The sequence below is a fragment of the Klebsiella sp. Lac1 genome (assembly GCF_009825425.1).
Lineage (GTDB): Bacteria > Pseudomonadota > Gammaproteobacteria > Enterobacterales > Enterobacteriaceae > Klebsiella > Klebsiella electrica.
This window is the reverse complement of sequence record NZ_VJZJ01000001.1, coordinates 1,183,936-1,203,787: the sequence shown is the minus strand read 5'-3', so window position 1 is coordinate 1,203,787 and position 19,852 is coordinate 1,183,936. Positions and strand designations below refer to the sequence as shown.

15 protein-coding genes, 1 pseudogene and 1 other annotated feature are annotated in these 19,852 nt (G+C 57.1%); of the genes and pseudogenes, 11 read left to right on the top strand and 5 right to left on the bottom strand.

All coding sequences use genetic code 11. The features are described 5' to 3' along the window. Nucleotides 1–233 precede the first annotated feature (233 nt). A complete protein-coding gene (locus tag FNY10_RS05720) occupies nucleotides 234–1,619 on the bottom strand; it encodes an amino acid permease (RefSeq protein WP_160703683.1) in 1,386 nt (461 codons plus the stop codon). Nucleotides 1,620–1,953: 334 nt separating this feature from the next. Between FNY10_RS05720 and FNY10_RS05715 the strand changes: the two genes are divergently transcribed. The 8 genes and pseudogenes from FNY10_RS05715 (at nucleotide 1,954) to FNY10_RS05680 (ending at nucleotide 10,329) form a co-directional block, all read left to right on the top strand. Beyond that, nucleotides 1,954–2,433: an Lrp/AsnC family transcriptional regulator gene (locus FNY10_RS05715; RefSeq protein WP_131050210.1), complete on the top strand. Its 480-nt coding sequence runs from the start codon at nucleotides 1,954–1,956 to the stop codon at nucleotides 2,431–2,433. Nucleotides 2,434–2,703: 270 nt separating this feature from the next. After that, nucleotides 2,704–3,318 carry a YitT family protein gene (locus FNY10_RS05710; RefSeq protein ID WP_131050211.1) on the top strand — a complete coding sequence of 205 codons (615 nt, stop codon included), beginning with the start codon at nucleotides 2,704–2,706 and terminating at the stop codon, nucleotides 3,316–3,318. 3 nt (nucleotides 3,319–3,321) lie between these two features. Further along, nucleotides 3,322–3,552 (top strand): annotated as a pseudogene (locus FNY10_RS05705) (aminotransferase class I/II-fold pyridoxal phosphate-dependent enzyme); the annotation flags it as partial. 155 nt (nucleotides 3,553–3,707) lie between these two features. Beyond that, nucleotides 3,708–5,531 (top strand): ABC transporter permease, encoded by a 1,824-nt coding sequence (locus FNY10_RS05700; RefSeq protein WP_131050213.1) that lies wholly within the window; start codon nucleotides 3,708–3,710, stop codon nucleotides 5,529–5,531. A 1-nt stretch (nucleotide 5,532) separates the two neighbouring features. Continuing rightward, nucleotides 5,533–6,612 carry an ABC transporter ATP-binding protein gene (locus FNY10_RS05695; RefSeq protein ID WP_131050214.1) on the top strand — a complete coding sequence of 360 codons (1,080 nt, stop codon included), beginning with the start codon at nucleotides 5,533–5,535 and terminating at the stop codon, nucleotides 6,610–6,612. Between the two features lie 30 nt (nucleotides 6,613–6,642). Then, the gene (locus FNY10_RS05690) at nucleotides 6,643–7,746 is read left to right on the top strand and encodes an ABC transporter substrate-binding protein (protein ID WP_131050215.1); all 1,104 of its coding nucleotides are present in this window, start codon (nucleotides 6,643–6,645) and stop codon (nucleotides 7,744–7,746) included. A gap of 53 nt (nucleotides 7,747–7,799) precedes the next feature. Then, nucleotides 7,800–9,332, top strand: a complete 1,533-nt coding sequence (locus FNY10_RS05685) for an inositol monophosphatase family protein (protein WP_160703684.1) — start codon at nucleotides 7,800–7,802, stop codon at nucleotides 9,330–9,332. Continuing rightward, complete coding sequence (locus FNY10_RS05680) at nucleotides 9,319–10,329, top strand: substrate-binding domain-containing protein (protein WP_131050217.1); 1,011 nt, start codon at nucleotides 9,319–9,321, stop codon at nucleotides 10,327–10,329. Before FNY10_RS05685 ends, FNY10_RS05680 begins: the two co-directional genes overlap by 14 nt. Before the next feature lie 135 nt (nucleotides 10,330–10,464). Here FNY10_RS05680 and FNY10_RS05675 read toward each other — a convergent pair whose 3' ends face one another. The 4 genes from FNY10_RS05675 to rnm all read right to left on the bottom strand — a co-directional run bounded on the left by FNY10_RS05675 (nucleotide 10,465) and on the right by rnm (nucleotide 15,040). Further along, nucleotides 10,465–11,397 (bottom strand): sensor domain-containing diguanylate cyclase, encoded by a 933-nt coding sequence (locus tag FNY10_RS05675; protein ID WP_160703686.1) that lies wholly within the window; start codon nucleotides 11,395–11,397, stop codon nucleotides 10,465–10,467. Nucleotides 11,398–11,675: 278 nt separating this feature from the next. Next, nucleotides 11,676–12,842, bottom strand: coding sequence for an iron-containing alcohol dehydrogenase (locus FNY10_RS05670; protein ID WP_100683961.1), 1,167 nt, complete (start codon nucleotides 12,840–12,842; stop codon nucleotides 11,676–11,678). Between the two features lie 698 nt (nucleotides 12,843–13,540). Next, nucleotides 13,541–14,161, bottom strand: a complete 621-nt coding sequence (locus tag FNY10_RS05665; RefSeq protein WP_100683962.1) for an L-threonylcarbamoyladenylate synthase — start codon at nucleotides 14,159–14,161, stop codon at nucleotides 13,541–13,543. 15 nt (nucleotides 14,162–14,176) lie between these two features. Then, nucleotides 14,177–15,040 carry an RNase RNM gene (gene rnm, locus FNY10_RS05660; protein ID WP_160703688.1) on the bottom strand — a complete coding sequence of 288 codons (864 nt, stop codon included), beginning with the start codon at nucleotides 15,038–15,040 and terminating at the stop codon, nucleotides 14,177–14,179. 159 nt (nucleotides 15,041–15,199) lie between these two features. Then, nucleotides 15,200–15,295, top strand: a sequence feature (Trp leader region). Between the two features lie 34 nt (nucleotides 15,296–15,329). Here rnm and FNY10_RS05655 point away from each other — a divergent pair. The 3 genes from FNY10_RS05655 to trpCF are packed head-to-tail and all read left to right on the top strand — an operon-like array spanning nucleotide 15,330 to nucleotide 19,849. Then, nucleotides 15,330–16,892, top strand: a complete 1,563-nt coding sequence (locus FNY10_RS05655) for an anthranilate synthase component 1 (RefSeq protein WP_131050219.1) — start codon at nucleotides 15,330–15,332, stop codon at nucleotides 16,890–16,892. Continuing rightward, nucleotides 16,892–18,487: a bifunctional anthranilate synthase glutamate amidotransferase component TrpG/anthranilate phosphoribosyltransferase TrpD gene (trpD, locus tag FNY10_RS05650; protein WP_100683965.1), complete on the top strand. Its 1,596-nt coding sequence runs from the start codon at nucleotides 16,892–16,894 to the stop codon at nucleotides 18,485–18,487. Before FNY10_RS05655 ends, trpD begins: the two co-directional genes overlap by 1 nt. Before the next feature lie 3 nt (nucleotides 18,488–18,490). Then, nucleotides 18,491–19,849: a bifunctional indole-3-glycerol-phosphate synthase TrpC/phosphoribosylanthranilate isomerase TrpF gene (trpCF, locus tag FNY10_RS05645; RefSeq protein WP_160703690.1), complete on the top strand. Its 1,359-nt coding sequence runs from the start codon at nucleotides 18,491–18,493 to the stop codon at nucleotides 19,847–19,849. Nucleotides 19,850–19,852: the final 3 nt, after the last annotated feature.

The window sequence follows — 19,852 nt, the reverse complement described above, 5'->3', positions numbered from 1 at the left end:
AAGCGCGCGAAGCATTCCGGCAAGGCCGAAAGGTAAGTTAACATGTTTTAAGTGCACACGTCAGCAGCTGTCAAAGATGCTTAGCCGGAAAACCCGGTATTTCCGGCGCAGAATCCCCCTCGGCATAACGTCTGTTTACCCGCAGGTATGTGAATCAAATCCCGATCCCGATTTATCCTCCCTGCTCAGCCACGGAGAGTGTCGATGTCCGCCAGTCAGCAGGGAAATTCACTTTAACCTTCGTTCACTTCCGTCAGTTGTACGGATGCCATGGCGCGTTTTTTCTTGAACATATAGCCCGCCCCCAGCACCAGCAGCCATGCCGGGATCAGACACACAGAGATACGGATCCCCGGCGTCATAAACATCACCACCAGGATCCCCGCCAGAAACAGCAGACAAATAACGTTAGTCAGCGGATAACCAAGGCTTTTAAAAGCGGTGGTTTTCCCGGCTTTCTGCATGGCGAGACGGAATTTCAGATGGGTGATGCAAATCATCGCCCAGTTGATCACCAGGGCAGCAACCACCAGCGCCATCAGCAATTCGAAGGCTTTGCCCGGCATCACATAGTTGATTAGCACACACAGCGCCGTTGCGACAGCGGAAACGCCGAGCGCGGCCAGCGGGATCCCCCGGCGGTTCACCTTGAGCAGCGAACGCGGCGCGTGACCCTGCCGCGCCAGGCCAAACAGCATCCGGCTGTTGCAGTAAACGCAGCTGTTGTAGACCGACAGTGCGGCGGAGAGCACCACCAGGTTGAGGGCATTTGCGACAATATTGCTGTCCAGCGCATGGAAAATCAGGACGAACGGGCTGCCGCCTTCCACCACGTTTTTCCACGGATAGAGCGACAACAACACGGCCAGCGAACCCACATAAAACAACAGGATGCGGTAGATAACTTGATTGGTGGCTTCAGGAATGCTTTTTTGCGGGTTATCGGCTTCCGCCGCCGTGATCCCCACCAGCTCCAGACCGCCAAAGGAGAACATGATCACCGCCATCGCCATCACCAATCCGCTGATACCGTTCGGGAAGAAACCGCCGTCCTGCCACAGGTTCGCCACGGAAGCTTCCGGACCGCCGCTGCCGCTGAACAGCAGATAGCAACCAAAGGCAATCATGCTGATGATGGCCGCCACCTTGATGATGGAGAACCAAAATTCCATCTCGCCGTACACTTTGACGCTCGTCAGGTTGATGGCGTTAATGGCCACAAAGAAAATGGCCGCCGACACCCACGTAGGCACGCCCGGCCACCAGTACTGAATATAAATCCCGACCGCCGTCAGTTCCGCCATGCTTACCAGCACATACAGCACCCAGTAGTTCCAGCCGGACATAAACCCGGCGAAGGGCCCCCAGTAGCGATTGGCGAAATGGCTGAATGATCCTGCCACCGGCTCTTCAACCACCATTTCGCCGAGCTGTCGCATAATAAAAAAAGCAATGAGCCCGGCAATCGCGTACCCCAGCAGTACGGATGGTCCGGCCATGCGAATGGTCTGCGCAATGCCTAAAAAAAGCCCGGTGCCAACGGCCCCGCCAAGCGCAATTAACTGGATGTGGCGGTTTTTTAACCCGCGTTTTAATTCATTATCTTGCTGTGCTGCCATCTTTAAGCTTCCCCCTGTTTGTAAACATCACTCCCGGCCTGAGCAACTTCCAGGCCAGCCAGTGGGAAGAAATCGACAACGGCAGGCTAACCAACTGAAAAAATAGAAAATTAAATCTTCAGCCAGATTCACACTTTGTGAGTATTGGCGGATTTATCATCATAATCGCGCAATAAATAAGCCTGATGCGCACATTCCATGAGAAAAACAGTCTTAACATGCATGAAAGCGAACCATTTTGGTGCAAAGGGAAAAAGCGCAACGCCGTCAGGCTTCCCGCCATCAAAAAAACTGTTAGTCTGATAGCCTCTTTTTTGTTCCGGTATTGGCTCACATGTATAACATTGACGACTTTGATCTGAAAATCCTCACCTTGCTGCAGGCCAATGGCCGTTTGACCAATCAGGAACTGGGCGGTCTCGTCGGCCTTTCCGCTTCCCAGTGCTCACGCCGTCGTATCGCGCTGGAACAGGCGCAACTGATTCTCGGCTACCACGCGCGGCTCGCTCCGGACGTGGCCGGGCGTGAAATGCTGGGGTTAATTGAGGTGCGCCTCTTAAACCACACGCAGGAGTATGTGGAGAGCTTCCACCAGATGCTGAGCGAAGTAGACGCCATTCTTGATGCCTGGAAAACCACCGGCGACGCTGATTATCTACTCCGGGTTGCCGTAGCGGATTTGCCGGGACTGAGCCATTTAATCAGCCATATTTTGGCTCAGAACAAAGGGGTTGCCCATTTGAAAACCTCGGTGGTGCTGAACAGGCTGAAAGAAAATGGTCAGTTGATGCCAGGAAGCGGTTTAGTGCCCTGAAACGAGGCAATGCATTTTATTTTGGTGCAATCATTTGCTTAATTGATGTATTTGACCAACAAAAAATACACACATCGCCCACAATAAGGCCATAAGACGCGCGAAGCATGCAAAAACTCTCTTTCACAATATCAATGCATTAGCGATAAGGCTGTCTGTATTTTCCGCATTCAATCGCACCAGCAAGCGTTTCTGGTGCGATTTTTGCAGTCTGGTGCGATTTTTGCAGAATATGACTTATCTTTCGCCATCATTGGATCGTACTTTCTTATGGATAATGTCCTGACCCCCAATAAACTCGCGCACTCCTGGCTGGAAGATGCGCTGGCGCTGCTGTTCAGCACGCTGATGATCTCTTTCGGCATTATTTTATTTCGCCAGGCAGGCGCGCTGACGGGCGGTACAGCCGGCATGGCGTTTCTCATCCACTACGCCGCCCATGTGCCGTTTAGCGCCGCCTTCTTTGCGATTAACCTGCCGTTTTACTGGCTTTCTGTTCGCCGAATGGGGGCGCAGTTCACCCTCAAAACCTTCTGTGCGGTAGCGCTGGTGTCGTTATTTTCCGAGCTGCACGGCCGCTTTATCCATTTCGACCAGCTCAATCCTTATTACGCCACACTGTTCGGCAACATTGTGGTGGGGATTGGTTTTGTGGTGCTGTTCCGCCATAAAGCAAGCCTCGGCGGCGTCAACATTCTGGCGCTCTACCTGCAGGATAAAAGCGGCATCCGCGCCGGTAAATTCCAGATGGTGGTCGATGCCTGCATCGTGACCGCGTCGCTGTTCTTCGTGAGCCTGCCGATGCTGGCGACCTCTATTGTAGGTGCCGTGATCCTCAATTCGATTATTGCCATGAACCACCGCCCGGGACGCTATGCGGTGTAATGAATGCGCCAGGCCCTGGTGGAGACGCTCAAAGACGCCCTGCCGGAGCACGACTTTTCGTGGTTGCTAACCCAGCGCGGTATGTTCAGTGACACCGGGTTCAGCGCGCAACAGGTGGATAAGCTGCGTGAAGCATTTGGCGTCTACTTGATTGCCCGCGGGCGTGTCTGTATCGCGGGTCTTAACCGCGGCAATATCGCGCGCGTAGCCTCGGCCTTCGCCGCCGTAAAATAACTCAGCGACTGCCTGCCCTCACTCCCGACAGGGCAACATATTGACAGGGGATAAAATAAACTCGCGCACATTTGCACATATGTGCAAAAAACTCGCAAAACTGTCACATTGCGCCGATATATTCCTGTCTGTCTTTCATAGCCAGGGGTAAACCCGTGTCTTACCAAGTTGAAATCCGCCACCGCCCAGGCGTGTGGCCCAGAATCCGTCATACGCTGTCGATTATCAGCCATGAACCCGCCAATCTGCTGGCCGCGCTGCTGCTGATGCTGTTCAGTTGGATAATCCTTGCCCCGGTAGTCTCGGTGCTGCTGAATGCGGTTCTGGTTCAGAGCGGCGATGAAGGCCGCACCGGCGCGCCCGAAGGCACCGTCACCGACTATTACCTGCTGCGCACGCTGACCTCGCGGATGTCCGAACTGCTCCTGTGGACGCCGATGCTCAATACGCTGGCGGTGGCCCTGAGCACCGTGGCCGGGGCGATGGTGGTCGGCGTTGCGCTGGCGTGGCTTATCAACCGCACCGATATTGCCGGCAGAAAGTGGTTTGCCACCCTGCTGATCGTGCCGTTTATGCTGCCTTCCTGGACCTTCGCGCTGGCGTGGAGCACGATTTTCAAAAACCACGCCATCGGCGGACAGCCGGGCTGGCTGGAAGCCATGGGCATTCAGACGCCGAACTGGATGGCCTATGGCTACTTCCCTATCGTCACCATTATGGTGCTGCACTACGCCCCGCTGGTGATCCTGATTGTCGGTAACGCGCTGAAGCGCATGGACAGCCAGATGGAAGAGTGCGCCAGGGTGCTCGGCGCATCCCGCAACGCGATCGCCTTTAAAATCATTATTCCGCTGGTGCGCCCGGCGCTGCTTTCCGCCGCGCTGCTGATTTTTGCCGATTGCATCGGCGAGTTCGCCCTGCCCTATATCCTCGGTCTGCCGGTGCATTTCGATACGCTCTCCACCGGGCTGTATCGCGCTATCGGCACGCGCCAGTCCGGCGTGGCGGCGGTCATCGCCACGGTGATCATGCTGATGGGTATGCTGACCCTGATGCTGGATATGAAAATGCTGCGCGAGGCAAAACGCTTCGTCACCGTGGGCGGCAAGGGCGTGATGGAGCGCCGCAGCCATCTGGGCCGCTGGCGCATCGCCGCCGGGACAATACCGCTACTGTTCGTGGCACTCGGCGTGGCTATCCCGCTGCTGACCCTGTTCCTGTCGACCATTATGATCCTGCCGGGGCGCTTTACCGCCGATAACTTCACCCTCGCCTACTGGATCGGCCATGACCTCGATACGGTGGCGCTGCGTAACGGCATTCTCTTGACCACCGAGTTCTGGTACACGGTGTGGAACACGCTGCTGATCGTCGGCTCGGCGTCTGTCGCCTGCGGCGTGCTGGGGCTGCTGGTCGGCTACGCGGTGATGCGCTGCCATTTCCGCTGGATGGCCGCCTGCCTGCGCCAGCTAACTTTCCTGCCTTATCTGGTGCCCGGCATCGCCTTCGCCGCCGCCTTCCTGTCGTTGTTTGCGGTGGCCAGAGGACCGCTCCCGGCGCTGTACGGTACGCCGCTGATTCTGGTACTGGCACTGATCGCGGAAAAAATGCCGTACGCCAGCCGTTCCGGTATCGCCGCGATGACCCAGTTGGGCAAAGAAGCCGAAGAGGCGGCGCGCATTGCCGGAGCGGGTTGGTTCGCCCGTATCCGCCGCATCGTGATCCCAATTCAGGCCGCGCCGCTGGCCACCGGGGTACTGCTGCCGTTTATCTCAGGGATTAAAGGCGTAAGCCTGTTCGTGATCCTCGCCACCCCGGCGACCGATGTGCTGACCACCTATTCCCTGCGCCTGATTGACTACAACTACCAGCAGGCGGCCAACGCCGTGGTGCTGATGATTGCGCTAATTTCATGGGCTGGCACGGTGATTATCCAGAAGATCACCGGTACCGGTCTGGCTGACGGACTGGAGAAATAAGATGCCGACGATTCATTTGAACAATCTCACCAAAACCTACCCCGGCAGCGATACGCCGGCGGTCAACAATATCAACCTGACGGTGAAAGATGGCGAGTTTATGTGCCTGCTGGGGCCGTCTGGCTGCGGGAAAACCACCATCCTGCGGATGATCGCCGGGATTGAGCATGCCAGTGGCGGCGAGATCCGCATTGGCGATAAGCTCGTCGATTCCATCGCCCATGGCACTTACGTGCCACCTGAAAAGCGTGGCATCGGCCTGGTGTTCCAGAGCTACGCGCTCTGGCCACATATGACCGTCGAACAGAACGTGGATTTTGGCCTGCGTCTGCAAAAGGCGCCTACCCACGAGCGTATCGCCCGTTGCCAGGACGTGATGGAAAAGCTGCGCATTGCCGATTACGCCAAACGCTATCCGGCACAGCTTTCCGGCGGTCAGCAGCAGCGCGTGGCCCTGGCGCGCATGCTGGCGGTGAACCCCGGCGTATTGCTGCTGGACGAACCGCTTTCCAACCTTGATGCCACCCTGCGTCTGGAGATGCGCGCCGAGCTGCGTCGTCTGCATGAAACCTTTGGCACCACCATCGTCTTCGTCAGCCACGATCAGTGGGAAGCGATGACCCTCGCCACGACCATTGCGGTGATGAGCGCCGGGCATATGCAGCAGGTCGGGACCCCGGATGAGATTTACGCCACCCCGGCCAACCGCTTTGTCGCCGAGTTTATCGGTACGCCGCGGCTGAATATGATCCCTCTGAACCAGCCGGTCAGCCTGCTCGCATCGCACCTTCAGCAGCGCTTTAACCTGCTCGATCGCACCCTGCACTGCGGCATTCGCCCGGAGGAGATCGTGCTCAGCGAAGGGGCTGGCAACAACGGTATTACGATGACCATCGACAACATTATGCCCACCGGCGGCAGCTGGGTGATTGAGCTGGTGGCCGGTGAAGATCGCCTGTTCCACTCCACGCAGTTGCGGCCGCGCTGGCAACCGCGCCAGCAGGTGCACTGCCAGCTCCCGACCCACTCCCTGCACTTCTTTAACAGCAGCGGGCTGCGTCACGACATTTACGCACGTTAACTCGTCTTTATCACTTTGAAGGGAACCACCATGAAGCGCAATTTGACCGCCGCCGTTGTCACCAGCGCCCTGCTGGGCAGCACATTTGCTCAGGCTGAAACCGTCGATCTTCAGCAACTGATCGCCGCCGCGAAGCAGGAGCAGCCGATTACCGTCTATGCCTCCACCGGTAAAATCGTTCAGCAGGCGAAAGCCTTCAGCGAGCGGTACGGGCTACAGGCTAACGGCGTCAAGGCCGATGCCCCGCAGATTATTGAAATTATCAGCCGGGAAGCGCAGGCAAAAAACGTGCGGGCCGACGTCGCCATCGTTGAGGATGCCCCGGCGGGGATGACGCAGCTGCTGAACAAAGGGTATGTCCAGAGCTGGGTTCCGGACGATCTGAAAGGCAGCATTCCCGCGCGCTATCAGGATCCGCTGACCGTGGTACTGGCCCCGAACGTTTTTGCCTATAACACTGCCCATCACGCCACCTGCCCGGTGACGAATCTCTGGCAGCTGACCGAACCGGCCTGGCGGGGCCGTGTGGCAATGCAGGACCCGACCAGCAAACCGGCCTACACCGACTGGTTCAGCCAGATGGAAACCCACTACGACCAGCAGATGCGCGATGCCTATCAGCAGCAGTTCGGCAAGCCGCTGCAAACCGATGAGAAATCCGCCACTGCGGCCTTTGTCAAAGCGCTGGCGGGCAACGGCGTGCTGCTGACCCATTCCGATAACGATGCGGCCTCGGCTATCGGTGCACCGGACGGTAAAACCGACTTCGTTGGCCTGGTATCCACCGCCAAATTCCGTGACAACAAGCAGGGCATGAAGCTGGGCCTGTGCGGTGGACTGAAGCCGTTTATCGGCTGGAATTATCCGAGCCTCGGCGTGGTGGCCACCGGCAGCAAAAGCCCGAACACCGCGAAGCTGTTTATTCACTATCTGCTGACTGCCGAAGGCATTGGTCCGCAGGGCGTGGATGGCAAAATGTCCACCAACCCGGCGGTAAAACTGCCTGCCGATGAGGCTTCCGGTATCGAAAAATATCGCGGCGAGCTGATGGAATACCTGACAGCGACGGCGAAAGAGGACTGGAAAAGCCGCCAGGACTGGCAGGATATCTGGAACCTGAACTACAAAAAATAGCGCATCGTGTAGCAACGAAGCCGTTCCTATTCACTCTCAACAGGCAGCATACTTTGACCACTCTCGATATTGCCCGGCGCGAAGCGGCGCTCAAACGCATTATTACCGAGGCCGGGGACACCGCCCTGCGCTTCTTCCACTCCCGTCAGGCGGGCGAATACCAACTGAAAGGCCACCAGGATATTCTCACCGAGGCCGATACCTTCGTTGAGGCGCTGATTCTACAGGCGATTGGCGACGCCTTCCCCGATGATCTGATCCTCGGCGAAGAGTCCGCCAGCCAGCCTGCCAGCGCGGAGAGTCTGTGGGTAGTCGATCCGATTGACGGCACCGCCAACTTTGCCCGCGGCATCGCCCACTTCTGCGTCTGCATTGCCTGGGTGCACCACGGCGTTACCGAGCTGGGGGCGATTTATAATCCCTCAAGCCAGGAGTTGTATCTGGCGCGGCGCGGCCACTACGCGCTGAAAAACGACCAGCCGCTGCGCTGCACGGCGGTTACCGACACGCAGCGCGCCGCCGTTGAGCTGGGATGGTCTGCCCGCCACAGCCAGCGCCGCTATCTGGAGGTGATGGCATCGCTCCTGAATCTCGGCACCAGTGTGCGGCGCGGCGGTTCCGGCGCGCTGGCGCTGGCGTGGGTGGCGGAAGGCCGCACCGACGGCTACGTGGAAATTCATATGAACGCCTGGGACTGCCTGGCCGGAATGCTGCTGGTGCGCGAAGCCGGTGGACGAACTGGCATCGCGCCCGACACGGCAGAAGGGATTTTCAACGGTCTGCCGGTGCTGGCGGTTGCCCCCGGCATCGCCGCCGAACTGGCCCGTGCGGCGGGTATTCCGCTGGCGGAAGACACGGCTGCGAAAACCGCGACGGCGGGAACAATGGTCAACACTGGCGAGACGATGACACACCGCGAACCGGAGGCCGCTCCGGCTTGCGCCAGCGCACTACCGGGCGCGGCGGAGATACCCCCGGCGCCGCAATATCCCCGCCCGCCGATCAGTCTGATTGTGGAAGATTTTCCCGGCTGGGAAATGGATATCTATATCGGCGGATCCGTCGGGGTGAGCGATGCCGCGCTGCTGGCGGAGCACGATATCGGGGTGGTGATTAACTGTGCGGTGAATCTCGACATCGACTGGGTCAACGTGCCGGAAGCCGGAGCCGCCGCACATCTGCTCTCCCACGGCGGCGGGCCGGTTCGTTACTACAAGCTGGGGCTGATCGATGGCGACGGCAACGCGCCGGAGATGCTGCACGCGGGCTATCAACTGATGCGCTCGGCGCTGCTGCAACAAATCCCGGATAAAGCCTCCTACCGCAACCGGCGACGCGGCAATGTCCTGGTCAACTGCCGCGGCGGCCGCAGCCGCTCGGTGGCGTTAGTCGCACTGTTTATGCACCTGGAGTGCCCGCAGCGCTTCCCGACGCTTGATGCCGCAATGGCGTTAATCCGCGATCGCCGACAGCTCCATCCGGATGAATGGTTTGAAGCGCCAAAGCCGTCACTGATCCGCCTGGCGGAACATGCCATCCTTCGCGAACGGGCGATAGCCGCAGCGGAACCGCATGATGAACGATAAGAGTAAACAGTCCGGATTTGCCAGCGCCACCGAGGTGGCGCGCCTGGCGGGCGTGTCACGATCGGCAGTATCGCGTACCTTTACCCCCGGCAGCAGCGTTTCGGCGGAAACCCGGCGCAAGGTGCTCGCCGCCGCAGAGGTGCTGAACTACCACGTTAACCATCTGGCACGCGGCCTGTCGAAAGAAGCCAGCCGCCCGGTGTGTATCCTCGGCGGCAACCTGGCGTCGCCGTATCAGTCCAGCCTGCTGGAGCACCTGACCCGCCGCCTGAACAAAGCCGGACGCGCGGTGATGGTTATCAATACCGATGACGGCGAAGCAAGTGCGAAAGAGGCGCTGCAACAGACCTTAAACTACCGCTCCACCGCCACCATCGTGCTGTCGGGCAAACCACCCGGCTCGCTAATTGAGATCTGTCTGCAAAGCGGCCAGCAGGTGATTCTGATTAACCGTATGGGACAGTATGCCGGTGCGGACACTATCGACATCGACTACAGCACGACGATGAAAGAGGCTTTTGACCAGTTGATTGTCGCCGGATGCCAGCATCTTGCCGTGGTCTCCTCCAGCGCACGCTCGCCCAGCATGGTCATTCGTGAAACCCGCTTTATGCAGGCCGCAGCCGATGCGAAGACCGACGTATCGCTGATCCGCCCCGGCAGCACCAGCTACCAGACCGGCGTTCTCGCCGCGCGTAAACTGTTAAGCCAGCCGCTGCGCCCGGACGGCGTATTCTGCGTCACCGATTTGATCGCCTGCGGTTTTATCGACGCCGCGCGCCACGAATTTGGCCTGCGCATTCCGCAGGATCTTTGCGTGATCGGCTTCGATGATATTGAGCAAGCCAGTTGGCTCGGCTATCAGCTCACCACCTTCTCGCAGCCGCTGGCGGAGATGGCGCAAGCGGCCTGTGAACTGCTGCTTTCCCCGGATGCGCAACGACCGGAAAGCCGGGTTTTTGATGCGCGGCTGGTGAAGCGAGGGACGCTGCGCTGAAGCCGGATTCAGCGCGGGTACGCCCGGCGATAGAGACCAGCCGTCCTGTTCGCCTTCATGTGCCGGGCTCCCGCGGCAAAGGCCCAACGTAAAAGTAGAGTACGGAGTGATTCAGGAAGTACGACCTGAAAGACGTTAGCGAAGAAGACAAACCTTGTTGCGGCCATGAAGTTTTGCGTCATAGAGTGCCGAGTCAGCCCCAGCCAAAAGACACTGCATGATCTCCGCTTCATTGCCGGCGTTTTCGCCTGAAGTATTATAATTTGCGACTCCCACGCTTGCCGTGACGACCTTGTACGGGCTACTGAGGTTTGCAAGTCCCATCGCCGCGATTTGGCGCCGTATCGTTTCGGCAAGCAAATTCGCCTCCTCGATGGCGGTATGAGGCAGGACTACCACAAACTCCTCGCCACCAAACCGGGTTGCAACGTACGTAGGATTGTGAAGGCTTTTTTGAATCACCTCGGCGATACAGCGAAGGCAATCATCTCCGGCAAGATGTCCGTAGGTGTCATTGAAGCCTTTAAAATAGTCGATATCAATAATTAATACGGAAATGTTACCCGATACCTGAAATATATTTGTCATTTCATGCTTGAGTATCGCATCCAGAGCCCGACGGTTTCCGAGGCCGGTAAGCGCATCGGTTTCTGATAATCGTTGAATCTCCTGATTAACGATAGACATTTGCCCAATGAGCTGATGGAGCGTTTCTTCTTTTTGCATATGATGGGTAATATTGGTTAACGTCACCGAAATACACATAACCCGCGCGTCAGCCTCCTCCACGACAGGCCGGACCGATACCCAATAATTCCCATCCCACAACTCAATTTCATGATCCTGGAGCTGTTTCCCTTCATCTAATATTGCAAAGTCACGACGAACATTACTGATGTGTTCAGGCGGGTTAAAGCCAATCATAGAGCGGCCGGGTATGCTTTCCAGCGGCGCGCGCATGAGATCCGCATACATCGAGTTCGCGGCAACAAAACATAAGGATCGATCAATGACGCATGCAGCAATCGGAAGCGACAAATAAATTTTTTTAAATTCAATATCGTTCATTCCGCCCCCTTACGCCACGAAGTCACCATAATCAGTACAGGCAAGCTCTCTGTCCCCAAAATCTGAACGGTCCAAGGACGGACTGACGCCTTAGGATTTATTGTAATACTCGTTTTCTCTCCAGAGGGGTTACTGTAAAAATTTTTGCAGGGGATGTCTATTAAAGACAATATAAGCCTGGTTGATAGCGGGAAGTGTTAATCAACGATAAGCTGGCCTGAGGACTTATTACCTGTAAGGGGTAATAAATCCTCAGTGAATGCGACAACAGCGCTTGTCTAGAGCGAGCCTTCGCCTTCATAAGCTTGACGATAAAGCTCAATGATCTGCTCTTTCGTCGCTTTTCTTGGGTTAGTTAGCTGGCAAACATCTTTTTTGGCATTTTCCGCCATAATGGCAAAATCTTCAGTTTTGACCCCCAGACTTTTCAGATCGGCGGGAATGCCAACCTGTTTGCTCAGACGACGGATGGCGGCAATCGCTTTCACTGCCGCTTCATCGGTCGACAGTCCTGCGACTTTTTCCCCCATGGCTTCTGCAATATCGCGGAAGCGATTAAGATTCCCAATCAGGTTAAAAGATTCGACGTAAGGCAGGAGAATAGCGTTACATACGCCATGAGGAAGGTTATAGAATCCGCCCAACTGGTGCGCCATCGCGTGTACATAGCCCAGCGAGGCGTTATTAAACGCGATCCCGGCGAGGTACTGGGCATAGGCCATATTGTCCCTTGCCTTCATATACTCACCGTTCGCTACCGCTTTGGGCAGATATTGAGTAATCATCTTAATAGCTTGTAATGCGGCAGCATCTGTCAGCGGATTAGCCATTGTCGACACGTAGGCTTCGATAGCATGAGTCAGCGCATCCATGCCGGTGGCGGCGGTAAGAGAAGGCGGCATTCCAACCATTAATACCGGGTCGTTAATAGAAATTTGCGGGGTTACACGCCAGTCCACGATCGCCATTTTCACCTTGCGACTGGTATCCGTAATAATACAGAAACGGGTAATTTCGGAGGCTGTACCTGCGGTGGTATTGATAGCCATCAACGGAATCATATCGTTGTTGGATTTATCCACCCCTTCATAATCACTGATCTTTCCGCCATTTGCCGCGACCAGTCCGATGCCTTTCGCACAGTCATGAGAGGAACCGCCACCGAGTGAAACAATCCCGTTACAACCGTGTTCACGATAGCATTCGATGCCTGCCGCGACGTTTTTATCCGTGGGGTTTGGCTCTGCGCCACCAAATATATATACATCGATCCCGGCTTCTTGATAGATTTTCGCAACACTATCCGCCATGCCGTTCTTTTCGAGAAACGCGTCGGTGACAATAAGGATTTTTTTTACATTTAACGTTTTTGCCAAAGTACCCGCTTCCTGCACACTGCCTTCACCAAATATATTTCGTGCAGGCAGAAAATAATATGTCGACATGACTCATCCTCTATTAATCAATGTGATTGTTATACTGTTCATTACTGTGTTTAAACGCCAGATGACCCTATCAGCGGCTTAGCATCCCAGGACAACGGGTGATGAGAATAAAAGCGCTGACTGAACATGTGTAGTTAATGTTAAGGAAAAGCTGAATGGGAACAGTGAACAACCTCACAAATACAGTGGTTTTTAACAAGAGAATTTAAATTTGTTTACATAGTGGTGCCGAAATCCCCTTTCTCATCGTTAAGTTGACCAGCCGCTGCTTCCCTGCAGGGCATCGCCAGCCGCGCCGAGGTGAAGAACACTTTTTCGTCACCTTTCAGCGAAATCCATTCCCTGCCCGCTGAAGATATTGCGCCCAGCGGTACTAGCCGCAGCCAGATTCTGGTCTCTGTTAAGACAGAAATGCCATCTCAAAGTAAGCGAAACCTGTGGAGGGTTAACAAGGTCTGTCATATCCAGACTCCCCGGCGGCAATAGTGGCTCTCCCTCTAAAAATAACCGGAAGGATATTTTGTCGGTTGACGCATGATATTAGGATGCTGTTAGCGCGCTGTTTTCAGCAGATATCGCCAGCAGGATGCGAGTCGTAATGGAAATAACCCACCACAACACCACTATTCTCTTGAAATAAACATTGGGCGGTGCGCTAAGGCCGGGCGGTCGCGGAAGTCCCGCCCGGAGGAAAGGGTTTACTGGAACGGTTTCACATCGCCGACGCCTTCGCGCAGCACCACGGGCGCGTCTTCGGTCAGATCGATAACGGTGGTCGGCTGCTGACCCAGATAGCCGCCGTGGATAATCAGATCCACCAGCTTCTCCAGCCGGTCTTTGATCTCTTCGGGATCGGATTCGGTAAATTCGCTGCCCGGCAGCATCAACGAGGTCGACAGCATCGGTTCGCCGAGCGTCTCCAGCAGCGCCTGGGCTATCGGGTTCGACGGCACGCGCATGCCGATGGTCTTACGCTTCTCCTGCAGCAGGCGACGCGGTACCTCTTTGGTCCCTTTGAGGATAAACGTGTAGTTGCCCGGAGTGTTGTTTTTAATCAGGCGAAACGCCACGTTATCGACAAACGCGTAGGTGGACAGCTCCGACAGATCGCGGCACATCAGCGTGAAGTTGTGGCCATCAGGCAGCTGACGAATACGGCAAATACGCTCCATCGCGCCTTTATCTTCAATCTTACAGCCCAGCGCGTAACCGGAATCGGTGGGATAAACGATCACCCCGCCCTTACGCACAATCTCCACCGCCTGGTTAATCAACCGTACCTGCGGGTTGTCCGGATGGATATAAAAAAACTGGCTCATACTTCCCTCTCAATTTTATTCTGCGGCCGTTTCCCAGCTGTGCCAGATCCCTTCCACACCAGCGGGTAGCCAAAGTTTGCGGCCCAGTTCGATCCACGGACAAGGCTGATGAAAATCAGAGCCTTGCGAACCCAGAAGACCAAACTGCGCGGCATACGCGGCAAGCTGCGTACGTTCATGGGGTGCCTGCTGACATTGCGCCAGTTCCATCGCATCGCCACCCTGCTCGCTGAAGTGGGCCAACAGCCGTTTCAGCCACTTGGCGGAGAGGTCGTAACGCCCGGGATGGGCGATAACCGCTTTGCCGCCAGAATGATGAATGACATCAATCGCTTGTTTTATTGTACACCACTGCGGCGGAACGTATCCGGTTTTCCCGCGGGCGAGGTATTTTTTAAAAACGTCGGCGATATTGCTGGCATGCCCGGCATCCACCAGGAAGCGCGCGAAATGTCCGCGGGTGACCGCCCCGCCGTCGGCAAGCTTCATGGCGCCCTCCCAGGCGCCAGAAATCCGCGCTTTCTCCAGCCGCTCGGCGATCATCTGCGCGCGCAGCTGGCGACGCGCCTTCTGCTCTTCCAGAAGCGCGGTCAGCGCCGGGTGCGCAATATCAATATTCAGCCCGACAATATGAATCTCGTGGTTTTCCCACAATGTTGAAATTTCCACCCCGGTCACCAGCGTAAGCGGTAAACCGGCGCGGGCGATTTCGGCACGCGCTGCGGGGATCGCCGCCACGGTATCGTGGTCGGTAATCGCCAGCGTCCCGACGCGCATCTGGTGAGCGCGATGAACCAGTTCTTGCGGAGTCAGCCGCCCGTCAGAGGCGGTGGTATGGCTGTGCAGATCGTAAATCACTGCGTATTGGGTGTCGCTCAAAGAGACTCCTGCTGGACATGGGCTTAAATTAGCGCATTATCATAACGACTCACGGAGAAAATCTGCAAACAGGGGTTGACTTTATTCCTCTGGACCAGTTAACTAGTACGCAAGTTCACATGAAGGGGTATCACGATGACAACGCAATATATCACTCTGCACGGCTGGTGGCGCACCTCCTGATATCGGGCGGCGTGATCGCGTTTTGCACTCAGCATACAGATACCCGGCCCGCCAATGAGCGGGCTTTTTATTGGACAAATTATAATACCGAAAGGCGACAACAATAATGCAAACATCAAAACCGGCACTTGAGCTTCTCACCAGCGACGCCATTTACCGCGAGAATCCCACGGCGTTGTTCCACCAGCTTTGCGGCGCTCGCCCGGCCACGCTGCTGCTGGAGTCCGCGGATATCGACAGCAAAGATGATTTAAAGAGCCTGCTGCTGGTGGACAGCGCGCTGCGCATTACCGCGCTAGGTGACACCGTCACTTTACAGGCGCTGTCCGCTAACGGCGCGGCGTTGCTGGATTTACTGGATAACACCCTGCCTTCGGGCATCGGCAATCAGCGTCAGCCCAACAGCCGGATCCTGACCTTCCCGCCCGTCAGCGCGCTGCTGGATGAAGATGCTCGCCTGTGCTCTTTATCAGTCTTCGACGCCTTCCGTCTGCTGCAGGAGCTGGTGACCGTCCCGTCGGACGAGCGCGAAGCGATGTTCTTCGGCGGCCTGTTTGCCTATGACCTGGTGGCCGGTTTTGAAAATCTGCCGGCGCTGGAAAGCGACACCGCCTGCCCGGACTACTGCTTCTATCTGGCCGAAACCCTGCTGGTTATCGACCATCAAACCAAAAATACCCGCATTCAGTCGAGCCTGTTCACCCCGCTGGAAAATGAAAAACAGCGTCTGGTACAGCGAATTGCCCAGCTTCGCCAGCAGCTTAACGAGCCGCCTGCGCCGCTGCCGGTGACCAAAGTTGAATCGATGACCTGCGACTGCGATCAAAGCGATGAAGAGTACGGTGCGGTGGTACGCAAAATGCAGCGCGCCATTCGCGCCGGTGAAATCTTCCAGGTTGTGCCGTCCCGTCGCTTCTCTCTGCCCTGCCCGTCGGCGCTGGCGGCCTACGACGTTCTGAAAAAGAGCAACCCCAGCCCGTACATGTTCTTTATGCAGGATAACGACTTCTCTCTGTTTGGCGCCTCGCCTGAAAGCTCGCTGAAATATGACGCCGTCAGCCGCCAGATTGAGATCTACCCGATTGCCGGCACCCGCCCGCGCGGCCGCCGTGCCGACGGATCGCTGGATCGCGATCTCGACAGCCGTATCGAGCTGGAAATGCGCACCGACCATAAAGAGCTTTCCGAGCATCTGATGCTGGTTGACCTGGCGCGTAACGACCTCGCGCGAATCTGTACGCCGGGCAGCCGCTACGTCGCCGACCTGACCAAAGTAGACCGCTACTCCTTTGTGATGCACCTGGTATCCAGGGTGGTTGGCGAACTGCGTAGCGACCTCGACGTGCTGCACGCCTATCGCGCCTGTATGAATATGGGCACCCTGAGCGGCGCGCCGAAAGTCCGAGCCATGCAGCTTATCGCCGCCGCCGAAGGCAAACGCCGCGGCAGTTACGGCGGCGCGGTGGGTTACTTTACCGCCCACGGCGACCTTGATACCTGCATCGTGATTCGTTCTGCCTACGTGCAGGACGGCATCGCCACCGTCCAGGCTGGCGCCGGTATTGTTCTGGATTCAGTGCCTCAGTCCGAAGCGGATGAAACCCGCAATAAAGCTCGCGCGGTGCTGCGCGCAATCGCTCAGGCCCACCACGCTAAGGAGACTTTCTGATGGCCGACATTCTGCTGCTCGATAATATCGACTCTTTTACCTACAACCTGGCAGACCAGCTGCGCGCGAACGGCCATAACGTGGTGATTTACCGTAACTCGGTTCCGGCACAGACCTTAATTGAGCGTATCGGCACTATGGACAACCCGGTACTGATGCTCTCCCCGGGGCCGGGTACCCCCAGCGAAGCCGGCTGCATGCCGGAGCTGCTGACCCGGCTGCGCGGCAAGCTGCCGATCATCGGTATCTGCCTCGGCCATCAGGCCATTGTGGAAGCCTACGGCGGCTACGTGGGCCAGGCTGGCGAAATCCTCCACGGCAAAGCCTCCAGCATCGAACATGACGGTCAGGCAATGTTTGCCGGGCTGAGCAACCCGCTGCCGGTGGCGCGCTATCACTCGCTGGTCGGCAGCAATATTCCGGCCGGGCTGACCATTAACGCCAACTTTAACGGGATGGTCATGGCGGTGCGTCATGATGCCGACCGCGTCTGCGGCTTCCAGTTCCATCCGGAGTCGATTCTCACCACCCAGGGCGCACGTCTGCTGGAGCAGACCCTGGCATGGGCGCTACAGAAACTCGAACAGACCAACGTGATTCAGCCGATCCTCGAAAAACTGTATCAGGCGGAAACCCTGAGCCAGCAGGAAAGTCACCAGTTGTTCTCTGCGGTGGTGCGCGGCGAGGTCAAACCCGAGCAGTTGGCTGCCGCGCTGGTGAGCATGAAGGTGCGCGGTGAACAACCGCAAGAGATTGCCGGCGCCGCCACCGCCCTGCTGGAAAACGCCGCGCCGTTCCCGCGTCCGGATTACCTGTTCGCCGATATCGTCGGTACCGGCGGCGACGGCAGCAACAGCATCAACATCTCCACCGCCAGCGCCTTTGTGGCCGCGGCCTGCGGCCTGAAAGTCGCCAAACACGGCAACCGCAGCGTCTCAAGCAAGTCGGGCTCTTCCGATCTGCTGGCGGCGTTCGGTATCAACCTGGATATGCATGCCGATAAGTCCCGCGCCGCGCTGGATGAACTGGGCGTCTGCTTCCTGTTTGCACCGAAGTATCACACCGGTTTCCGCCATGCGATGCCGGTTCGCCAGCAGCTGAAAACCCGCACGCTGTTCAACGTGCTCGGGCCGCTGATTAACCCGGCGCATCCGCCGCTGGCGCTGATTGGCGTCTACAGCCCGGAACTGGTGCTGCCGATTGCCGAGACCCTGCGCGTGCTGGGCTACCAGCGTGCCGCGGTGGTTCACAGCGGCGGGATGGATGAAGTGTCGCTGCATGCGCCGACGGTCGTCGCCGAGCTGAATAACGGGGAAATCAAAAGCTATCAGCTGACAGCCAATGACTTTGGTCTTACCCCTTACCATCAGGAGCAGCTGGCTGGCGGCACGCCGGAAGAAAACCGTGACATTCTGACGCGCTTGCTACAAGGTAAAGGTGAAGCCGCTCACGAAGCCGCCGTCGCCGCCAACGTCGCCATGCTGATGCGCCTGTACGGCCACGAAGACCTGAAGGCCAACGCTCAGCAGGTGATCAATGTGCTGCGCAGCGGAGCGGCCTATGACAGAGTGACCGCATTAGCGGCAAGAGGGTAAACAATGCAGACCGTTTTAGCAAAAATCGTTGCCGACAAAGCGATTTGGGTAGAAGCCCGCAAACAACAGCAACCGTTAGCCAGTTTTCAGAACGACGTCGTCCCGACTCAGCGTAATTTTTACGATGCGCTCGCCGGTACCCGCACCGCGTTCATTCTGGAGTGCAAAAAGGCGTCTCCGTCGAAAGGACTGATTCGCCAGGATTTTGACCCGGCGACCATCGCCGGTGTCTATAAAAATTACGCCTCGGCCATCTCCGTTCTGTGTGACGAGAAATATTTCCAGGGCAGCTTCGACTTTCTGCCGATCGTCAGCGCCATCGCGCCGCAGCCGATTCTGTGCAAGGATTTCACCATCGATCCTTACCAGATCTACCTGGCGCGCTATTACCAGGCCGACGCCTGCCTGCTGATGCTGTCGGTGCTTGACGACGACCAGTATCGCCAGCTTGCTGCCGTGGCCCATAGCCTGAACATGGGCGTGCTGACCGAGGTCAGCAACGAAGAGGAGCTGGAGCGCGCCATCGCGCTGAAGGCCAAAGTGGTCGGGATTAACAACCGCAACCTGCGCGATATGTCGATTGATCTGAACCGCACCCGCCAGCTGGCGCCGCGCCTGGATCATGATGTGACGGTTATCAGCGAATCCGGTATCCATACTTACGCCGAAGTGCGCGAGCTCAGCCATTTTGCCAACGGTTTCCTGATAGGCTCCGCCCTGATGGAACAGGCCGATCTTGATGCCGCCGTGAAGCGCGTGCTGCTCGGCGAGAATAAAGTCTGCGGCCTGACCCGTCCTCAGGATGCGCAGATCGCCTGTGAATCCGGAGCGATTTATGGCGGGCTGATTTTTGTGCCCTCCTCGCCGCGCGCCGTGAACGATGTCCAGGCGCAAGAGATTATTCAGTCCGCCCCGCTGCGCTACGTTGGCGTATTCCGTGATGCCCCGGTAGAAGAGATCGTTGTCCGGACTGACAATCTGCAGCTGGCTGCCGTTCAACTGCACGGCAGCGAAGACCAGACGTATATCGACGCTCTACGCGCCGCGCTGCCGGACAGCGTCCAGATCTGGAAAGCCCTCAGCGTCAGCGATACCCTGCCCGCGCGCAACTTCGCCCATGTCGACAAGTATGTATTCGATAATGGCCAGGGCGGTAGCGGCCAGCGTTTCGACTGGACGCTGCTGCAGGGCCAGGACCTGCGTAATGTCATTCTGGCAGGCGGCCTGGGTGCCGATAACTGTGTAGAAGCCGCGAAAAGCGGCTGTGCCGGACTCGATTTCAATTCAGGCGTAGAGTCACAGCCGGGTATTAAAGATCCCAGCAAACTGGCTTCGGTGTTTCAAACACTGCGCGCATATTAAGGA

What these genes read in the sequence shown, in the direction of transcription:
- FNY10_RS05720 (WP_160703683.1), bottom strand. Translation starts at nt 1,619, where the DNA reads ATGGCAGCACAGCAAGATAATGAATTAAAACGCGGGTTAAAAAACCGC.
- FNY10_RS05715 (WP_131050210.1), top strand. Translation starts at nt 1,954, where the DNA reads ATGTATAACATTGACGACTTTGATCTGAAAATCCTCACCTTGCTGCAG.
- FNY10_RS05710 (WP_131050211.1), top strand. Translation starts at nt 2,704, where the DNA reads ATGGATAATGTCCTGACCCCCAATAAACTCGCGCACTCCTGGCTGGAA.
- FNY10_RS05695 (WP_131050214.1), top strand. Translation starts at nt 5,533, where the DNA reads ATGCCGACGATTCATTTGAACAATCTCACCAAAACCTACCCCGGCAGC.
- FNY10_RS05690 (WP_131050215.1), top strand. Translation starts at nt 6,643, where the DNA reads ATGAAGCGCAATTTGACCGCCGCCGTTGTCACCAGCGCCCTGCTGGGC.
- FNY10_RS05680 (WP_131050217.1), top strand. Translation starts at nt 9,319, where the DNA reads ATGATGAACGATAAGAGTAAACAGTCCGGATTTGCCAGCGCCACCGAG.
- FNY10_RS05675 (WP_160703686.1), bottom strand. Translation starts at nt 11,397, where the DNA reads ATGAACGATATTGAATTTAAAAAAATTTATTTGTCGCTTCCGATTGCT.
- FNY10_RS05670 (WP_100683961.1), bottom strand. Translation starts at nt 12,842, where the DNA reads ATGTCGACATATTATTTTCTGCCTGCACGAAATATATTTGGTGAAGGC.
- FNY10_RS05665 (WP_100683962.1), bottom strand. Translation starts at nt 14,161, where the DNA reads ATGAGCCAGTTTTTTTATATCCATCCGGACAACCCGCAGGTACGGTTG.
- FNY10_RS05655 (WP_131050219.1), top strand. Translation starts at nt 15,330, where the DNA reads ATGCAAACATCAAAACCGGCACTTGAGCTTCTCACCAGCGACGCCATT.
- trpD (WP_100683965.1), top strand. Translation starts at nt 16,892, where the DNA reads ATGGCCGACATTCTGCTGCTCGATAATATCGACTCTTTTACCTACAAC.
- trpCF (WP_160703690.1), top strand. Translation starts at nt 18,491, where the DNA reads ATGCAGACCGTTTTAGCAAAAATCGTTGCCGACAAAGCGATTTGGGTA.